The sequence below is a fragment of the Nostoc sp. DedQUE09 genome, from assembly GCF_034530915.1.
In the GTDB taxonomy this organism is placed as follows: domain Bacteria; phylum Cyanobacteriota; class Cyanobacteriia; order Cyanobacteriales; family Nostocaceae; genus Nostoc.
Genome location: NZ_JAVRCE010000063.1, coordinates 41,023 through 47,533, shown reverse-complemented (window position 1 = coordinate 47,533; position 6,511 = coordinate 41,023). Strand labels below are relative to the sequence as shown.

At 42.0% G+C, this 6,511-nt stretch carries 6 protein-coding genes and 1 pseudogene; 3 read left to right on the top strand and 4 right to left on the bottom strand.

Annotated features, from left to right (window positions below):
- Positions 1–117 precede the first annotated feature (117 nt).
- Entirely contained in the window at positions 118–1,134 is a 1,017-nt protein-coding gene (locus RMY27_RS28555) for an AraC family transcriptional regulator (RefSeq protein WP_322668216.1), read from the top strand.
- A 111-nt stretch (positions 1,135–1,245) separates the two neighbouring features.
- Here the strand turns inward: RMY27_RS28555 and RMY27_RS35640 are convergent.
- Positions 1,246–1,572, bottom strand: a pseudogene (locus RMY27_RS35640) (FAD-dependent oxidoreductase); the annotation flags it as partial.
- 340 nt (positions 1,573–1,912) lie between these two features.
- The gene (locus RMY27_RS28545; protein WP_322668214.1) at positions 1,913–2,113 is read right to left on the bottom strand and encodes a hypothetical protein; all 201 of its coding nucleotides are present in this window, start codon (positions 2,111–2,113) and stop codon (positions 1,913–1,915) included.
- A gap of 333 nt (positions 2,114–2,446) precedes the next feature.
- Here RMY27_RS28545 and RMY27_RS28540 point away from each other — a divergent pair, with 333 nt between their 5' ends.
- Positions 2,447–3,388: a hypothetical protein gene (locus RMY27_RS28540; RefSeq protein WP_322668213.1), complete on the top strand. Its 942-nt coding sequence runs from the start codon at positions 2,447–2,449 to the stop codon at positions 3,386–3,388.
- Positions 3,389–3,594: 206 nt separating this feature from the next.
- Here RMY27_RS28540 and RMY27_RS28535 read toward each other — a convergent pair whose 3' ends face one another.
- Complete coding sequence (locus RMY27_RS28535; protein ID WP_322668212.1) at positions 3,595–3,798, bottom strand: hypothetical protein; 204 nt, start codon at positions 3,796–3,798, stop codon at positions 3,595–3,597.
- Positions 3,799–4,831: 1,033 nt separating this feature from the next.
- Here RMY27_RS28535 and RMY27_RS28530 point away from each other — a divergent pair.
- Positions 4,832–5,668, top strand: coding sequence for an SGNH/GDSL hydrolase family protein (locus RMY27_RS28530; protein WP_322668211.1), 837 nt, complete (start codon positions 4,832–4,834; stop codon positions 5,666–5,668).
- A gap of 279 nt (positions 5,669–5,947) precedes the next feature.
- Here the strand turns inward: RMY27_RS28530 and RMY27_RS28525 are convergent, their stop codons facing one another.
- Positions 5,948–6,415, bottom strand: a complete 468-nt coding sequence (locus RMY27_RS28525; RefSeq protein ID WP_322668210.1) for a hypothetical protein — start codon at positions 6,413–6,415, stop codon at positions 5,948–5,950.
- Positions 6,416–6,511 lie beyond the last annotated feature (96 nt).

The window sequence follows — 6,511 nt, the reverse complement described above, 5'->3', positions numbered from 1 at the left end:
CTCTAATTAACTCAGCCCTGCTGGGTCATTTTGTATGGCTTAGTCTAAACTCCAGAAATTGACTTTCCCTGCCAAAAAATTGACTGTTTACGCCTTTCGAGAAATACTCACCAACTCATGAAAGAAGCGACTTTCTCCGTTTATATTACGCGAGGCATTGTTCAATATGCAGCAGCAAAGTACGGAGTTGATGCTGATAGCCTATGTGCTGCTGTTGGAATTGAGCCTGCGTTACTAAAGATGCCCGATCAGAGGATTACAGGAGAGCTTCATAGTGCAGTCTGGTGTGAGGCTGTTCAACAAACAGGTGATCAAAACCTTGGATTACACATGGGTGAAGCCTTTAACCCAGCGACTTTCGGTATAGTTGGTTATGTGTTGGTCAATTGTCAAACATTCGAGCAAGTGCTGGAAAAACTCTCTCGCTATACTCATTTGTTCAGCCAGGGAGCTTATATTCACTTCAGCGTTTCCCAAGGATTTGTGCTTTGCGACTGTGATATTGTAGGCGATTTAAAAAACTACTTGTTAAAAGAACCTCGGCAGGCGATTGAAAGCACCTTTGCATCATTGCTCACAGCAACGCAGATGTTGACAGGAAAGTCACTTGCTCCCCAAGCTGTCTGGTTTCAACACTCGCCTCCTGCTGACATTTCTGACCATGCACGTATTTTTGGTATAGGTGTTCGGTTCTCGATGCCAAAGAATCGAATCATTTTCAATGCTAATTGTCTAAATTGGCCAGTGCTATCAGCAAATTCCAACCTACTTCCGGTCTTTGAGCAACATGCACAAGCAATGCTTGATGCTATAAATCGAGAGTCTAATTACACCCGACAAGTAGTACAGGCACTCACACAACAATTGAAAGGAGAACTTCCGTCTCAAGAAGTGTTTGCTCGCAGTTTAGCAATTAGCGTTCGGCAATTGCAACGCGAGTTACAAGCTGAAGGTACATCCTACCAGCAACTACTAGATGAAACTCGTAAACAGCTAGCCTTACGACATTTGAAAAATCCAGATAGTTCAATTTCCGATGTAGCATTTTTGTTAGGATTCTCTGAACCTAGTGCCTTTCATCGTGCTTTTAAACGATGGACAGGGCAAACTCCACGGAATTATCGTGGACGGTGAATCTGATCTTAGTGGTGTATTAGCCTTATTTCCAGAATTTACAGTTGTGTTGTCAGCACCAGTGGTTGTGGCAGGGTTCAATGCTTTATTTGGGATGAGCATTGCGATGCCGCCCTGCAAATTTTTGTAAACCCATCTAGGAGAAGTGTTTGGAGGTTTTTGTTCCTGATTGGTTTTAACAGTTTTTTCGTTATTAGATTGTTGAGGATTAAAGAGCCTAACACTAGTTTTTCTGACCTCTTCGTAAGCGTTAGAATCTAAACATTTGAGAGCTTTTAATCCATTTGGGAGAAGATCCAACCCATGACCAACCTGACGGAAGGTGCGAGTTTGGTCGATGACAAGAACATTTTCTATACCATGCTTGTGTAAGCCAATAGCAGTTGCTAATCCAACGGGGCCAGCACCAAGAATTACAACATCATATATTTTTTTCATAAAGCAAAAGAAAGCCAAGTCAACACCAGGCTAAATCTGACAGGGAACTTTAAACAGGCGTATCAGTGTATTAGCATATTAATACCACATTGCAGAGCTTTTTATTCCAGGAAATAAAAACTTTTGTAAAATTGTTGAGAGAAAAAAATCAGATGATTGATGGGGACTTTTGGTTGTCCTTTATAAGTGTTAATAGTGTTAGTATTGATGAATAGAGTGTAGAGACGGAAGCCGTACCAACAAACACTCTTGGTGTCATCTCGGATTGACGAAGTATCAACCACTGCGCCAAGGTAAGAATCACACCAAAGATTACCGTTGCGATGTCTACGGCGGCAAGCTACGCACAAAGAATAACATTACCTGTCCAAGTGAACGGAAACGGATATACTGCAAATTTGATGATTAGCGTGATAGTAATCGGGGCACAGAGCAAAAAGCTCAAGTAAGCTAGCACTGCACTAATGGCAAGAAACCAGTAGCGACCGAGATAATCCAGGCGAAATTCTAACAACGACTCTTGTACTCCAAATAAAGTCATTCAAAATGCAATACTCGCGGTCAAATAATCAAGCATTAGCCGTTGTTTTACCCGTGTGTTGAAGAGGGTATTTTCTAGAATAAGCTGAAATTGAATTCAGTGGGCACAAGTCAGAAGTCAGAATTGAATTCAGGCTCCTGACAACTGAAGTATTTCTTGTTAACTGTGGTATTAGACTGATTTTCGTCAAAGTATTCTTTCATCAGTGCAAAATATAAAAAGCAATGAAAAACCCCAACCTGTTTAAAGGATGGGGGCATAAATAAAAACTCTATATTCCATGATGACACAATTCAATATTTGTTCAACTGCTGTCAGCCTGGAGGTGGAATAATGAACAAACCACCATCCAGACGTAAGAAAGTTACCCCTGTGACATCTGAGGAACCAAAGCTAGCCGCTGACTCTGTAAAGGAAAATACTTTTGAGCAAGATAACCCAGCCTCAGCAACGATTACGGTTACTGCTGTTGAAGTTACAGAGTTGACCGAAGAAGAACAAAGCTTACGCTTGCAATTGGAACGTCAGGTAGAAAGGGCATTTTTGTCAGCAGGTCAGGCGCTGATGGAGTTGAGGGACAGACGGCTGTACCGTTCCACGCACCGTACTTTTGAAGAATACTGCCGCGATCGCTTTAATTATAGTCGTGACGCGGCTTACTTGAAGATTTCGGCGACTGTGGTTTATGAAAATCTTCAAAAGTTTTTGCCGACCAATGGTCGGCAAATTCCAATGCCGACCAACGAACGACAATTGCGTTTTTTGGCGAAAGCAGAGTTGGAACCAGCTGTGCAAGCGGATGTCTGGCAACAGGCAGTAGAGCAAGCTGGCAATAAAATTCCATCTGGTCGTATAGTGAGAGATATTGTGGATAGGATACGCGAAAGCACGAAAGTACCCAATCCTTACCACATTGGGGAAATATGCATTCTTTTGCCAAAGGATAACCCAGACTTGAGAGGGAAAGCGAGTTATTGGGGCGTGGTAAGTCACGTTGGGGAATATAGCTGTACACTCCAGGCTTGGGACGGCGACTATACTGTAAAAATCGAACACCTGAAGTTACTGGAATTGCTTGATGAAGATTGCTTTTTTATGCAACAGTTATGTATGAGATTACGGCAGTTGCATCAAGTAACCAACCGTGACTCTTCTGTGGATTGGCTGTTGCAGGGGTTGGGGAAACAAGCTAAACCTTATTTATCTTCGTTGCAGGCAAAATTGCTGGCGACTGTGGAAAGGGAGTACAAAATCGAGTGGAGGCAACAGAAATGATGGTGCAGCGAGGAAACAATAATTTAATGCAACAAAGTTTACTTAACGAGTTCACTTTCAAATATTTCTCGCCACAATTCAAATTCTGGACAATTGCACCAAAGGGTAACGAACCCATCAAAAAGTTTAGTTTCTGAATTTTTAACTCCCCTTGGGAGAACTTGGATCAAGATAGGAATATCCAAATCACATTTCCAATTTTCTATTTATTTTTGAAGTTGGGCAATAGTGTCTTGATGGAATCCTCGGTCGTTGTTGGAACACTGAACAAGTAAACATCCATTATCAGAATCTTTGACTCGCTTGATCGAGAAATTAATCTGCGTCCACATTAATTGAACTTCATTGAAAATATTAGGCAAGCCATAGTGATTGCCTAATATTGCCTTTCGGCGTTTCGATTCACCCATAAGTCCCCCTCAGAAATACAAATGTTGACCTTTAATGAAATTCAAAATGCAAAATTCAAAATTCTGTTAGGAATAATAAGAATAATTTTTAATTAATTATCCTTCAAGGTCATTGCCTCCACTAATTGTCTTTAATTTTGAATTTTGAATTGGAGCGTTCGCGCAGCGTCTCCAAGAGTTGCGACTTGACAAGAATGACGAAGAAGATAAGGAATCTTCTGACAACGAGTAAGCTCAATAGCGCTGAGACTAATCCTCTGGGGGTTGTTAACTACTAATACTATTGTAACGATAAATCAAGTTTCAAGCATTTTGCAGTTGCAAGAATTGGAGAAACCAGCCAAACCTTATTTGTCATCCTTGCAGTCAAAGCTGCTGGCGTTTGTTGAAAGAGAATACAACCTTGTTTATCAGCAGCAGAAGTGACGAGACAGCTAGTAACTTGGTAACTACAATTTTCTACAGATTTGACATGAGCGTTATGATCGCGAGCCCCTACACATTTGGCTACGTGAGCTAACAGCGTCCCAAACTCAGCACCTCTGAAACAAAGAGAAAAAGCGTCGTTCCAGGCACTTAAAAATTTCTAAGCGTACAAAAAACCTGAACGGGCACAGTGATGCTAAGTGAGGGCTAGGGAAGGGGGAAGGTGGGACCCCCACGAAGTGGGGATAAGGGGCAGGGGTACTGGGTTTGGGGTTTAAACCCTTTCCCCCGCTTTGTCACGAAAGTGAACTACTAGAAAGAGAGAGGAATAGAAGCAAGGTCTGCGTGTGGCCTATTGATTTGAATAACTCCATTAAGACAATTGGCAAAATCCACACCTGAAAGTATCCGGTTTTGCTCACTAGCCCTCAAGCTAGCTTGTTAACTTAAAGAAGTGTTCAATTGCTTGCTCAATATTTACTCACAACAATCATCAACAACTATAGTCTTTAGGGTTTGCAGAAAAAGTTTAATGCAAAGAAAAAAGTGGCTTTTAAGAACAGGACAAGTCTTCTTAATTTTTATCATGGTTGTAGCGGCAAAATTTATGGATAAAACTCATCTGATTACAGAACTGTATGTATTTGGGGATAGTCTTTCGGATACAGGGATGGTATTCCGGGCGACAGGAGGAATGTACCCGCCTAACCCAGCTTACTTTCAAGGGCGTTACTCGAATGGTCGGGTTTGGATTGAGTATCTTGCCGAATCTCTGCATCTATCCTCTAAGCAAACTAATAACTTTGCTTATGGAGGATCGACTACTGGCAGTATTGGCAACAGCTATGTACCTAGCTTGCTAAATCAAGTGCAGTCGTTTACGCAGACACATCAAAAGACGAATTCAGATGCTTTGTATGTGCTGTGGGCAGGAGCAAATGATTATTTGCAAGGGATAAGCAGTGCAACTATTCCTGTTAAAAATGTCACAACGGCAATCAATTCTCTAACTGATGTGGGTGCTAAAAAGATTTTGGTAGCAAATTTACCCGATTTAGGACAGTTACCTGCCACTAGAAACAGTGCGAATTCTGTGAATCTTAGTGCATTAACACAAGCACATAATCAAGGCTTGAGGCGATCGCTTAAAATTCTAAGTCAACAGCATTCCGATCTGGAGATTGTGGTATTAGATGCCAATACACTGTATCGAGATGCGATCGCAAATCCGGCAGCCTTTAACTTTACCAATGTTGTCAGTCCATGTCTGTCTGGCGTAGGCGATGCCAGCCGCAGGCATCGTATCTGTAGTAACCCAGACCAGTTTTTGTTCTGGGATGGCATTCATCCGACGGCTGCGGCTCATCGGATCATCGGGGAAACTGCTTTTTCAACAATTCAAAAAGCAGGGATGATTAATCCAAGTTTAATAATGGTTCCATGAAAGGGGAAGGGGCAGGGCTATTTCATTCTAAAAAGTTGTTTGAGTCTGTCTAAACCATTGGACTCTTTGACCGTCATCCCTCAAGGATGTTGCTGGTCATAATGGAGAGCTTTTCACCCAGACATTATGGTTGTGATAAAAATCACCACGGTGTTCTAGTGTAAACCCACCCAGCAATAATCCCAACCAGACTTCTACCATCGGCATTTGCAACACACGTTGCAGTTTAACTAAAGAAATCTCATCTTTGACATTTATCAGGTAGTTAGCGATCGCACTTTACCATTTTTCGACATCCTCATCTGATGCCAAATTGCGGACATCTTCTAAAGTTGTTACCTCATCAAGCATTGCCAAAACATTCGCTTTTTCCACAGGTGCTGCTACAGAATTGTCCTCCTCAGTAGGAGATGAAAATTGGTGTGGGCCATGTGGTTTAAAGGTTTGTGGTGTTTGCGGTTCAATCAAATCATCTAAATCTACGTGCATTGTTGTCCGCACTAGACCAGCAAAGAGATCGGTGCTAACAATAGGCCCCAAAAGACTATTGCGATCGTGGGTATCTTGCAACAGCACTTCGGCACGAGACTTCAGAATATCCGCAATTTGACTGAAAGCAATACCTGCGGTTAATAACTGTGCCTCCAAGGGTAATTTTTCTAACTCGGCATCTAAACATTCCCACATGGGTGCTAGTGTTGATGTCGCTGGAGATTCTGACAACTCATCTAATATAGCCGTAGTCACAGAGATTAGGACAGTGTTGATTGCTCAAAGTCTTGAAAAAACTGGATTTTTACTCAGCACTCAGCACTCAGCACTCAGCACTTAGCTATACATCCC

Excerpts from the sequence above, each read along its gene's own strand:
- RMY27_RS28535 (WP_322668212.1), bottom strand. The coding sequence starts at position 3,798 with ATGGGTGAATCGAAACGCCGAAAGGCAATATTAGGCAATCACTATGGC.
- RMY27_RS28545 (WP_322668214.1), bottom strand. The coding sequence starts at position 2,113 with ATGACTTTATTTGGAGTACAAGAGTCGTTGTTAGAATTTCGCCTGGAT.
- RMY27_RS28555 (WP_322668216.1), top strand. The coding sequence starts at position 118 with ATGAAAGAAGCGACTTTCTCCGTTTATATTACGCGAGGCATTGTTCAA.
- RMY27_RS28530 (WP_322668211.1), top strand. The coding sequence starts at position 4,832 with ATGGATAAAACTCATCTGATTACAGAACTGTATGTATTTGGGGATAGT.
- RMY27_RS28540 (WP_322668213.1), top strand. The coding sequence starts at position 2,447 with ATGAACAAACCACCATCCAGACGTAAGAAAGTTACCCCTGTGACATCT.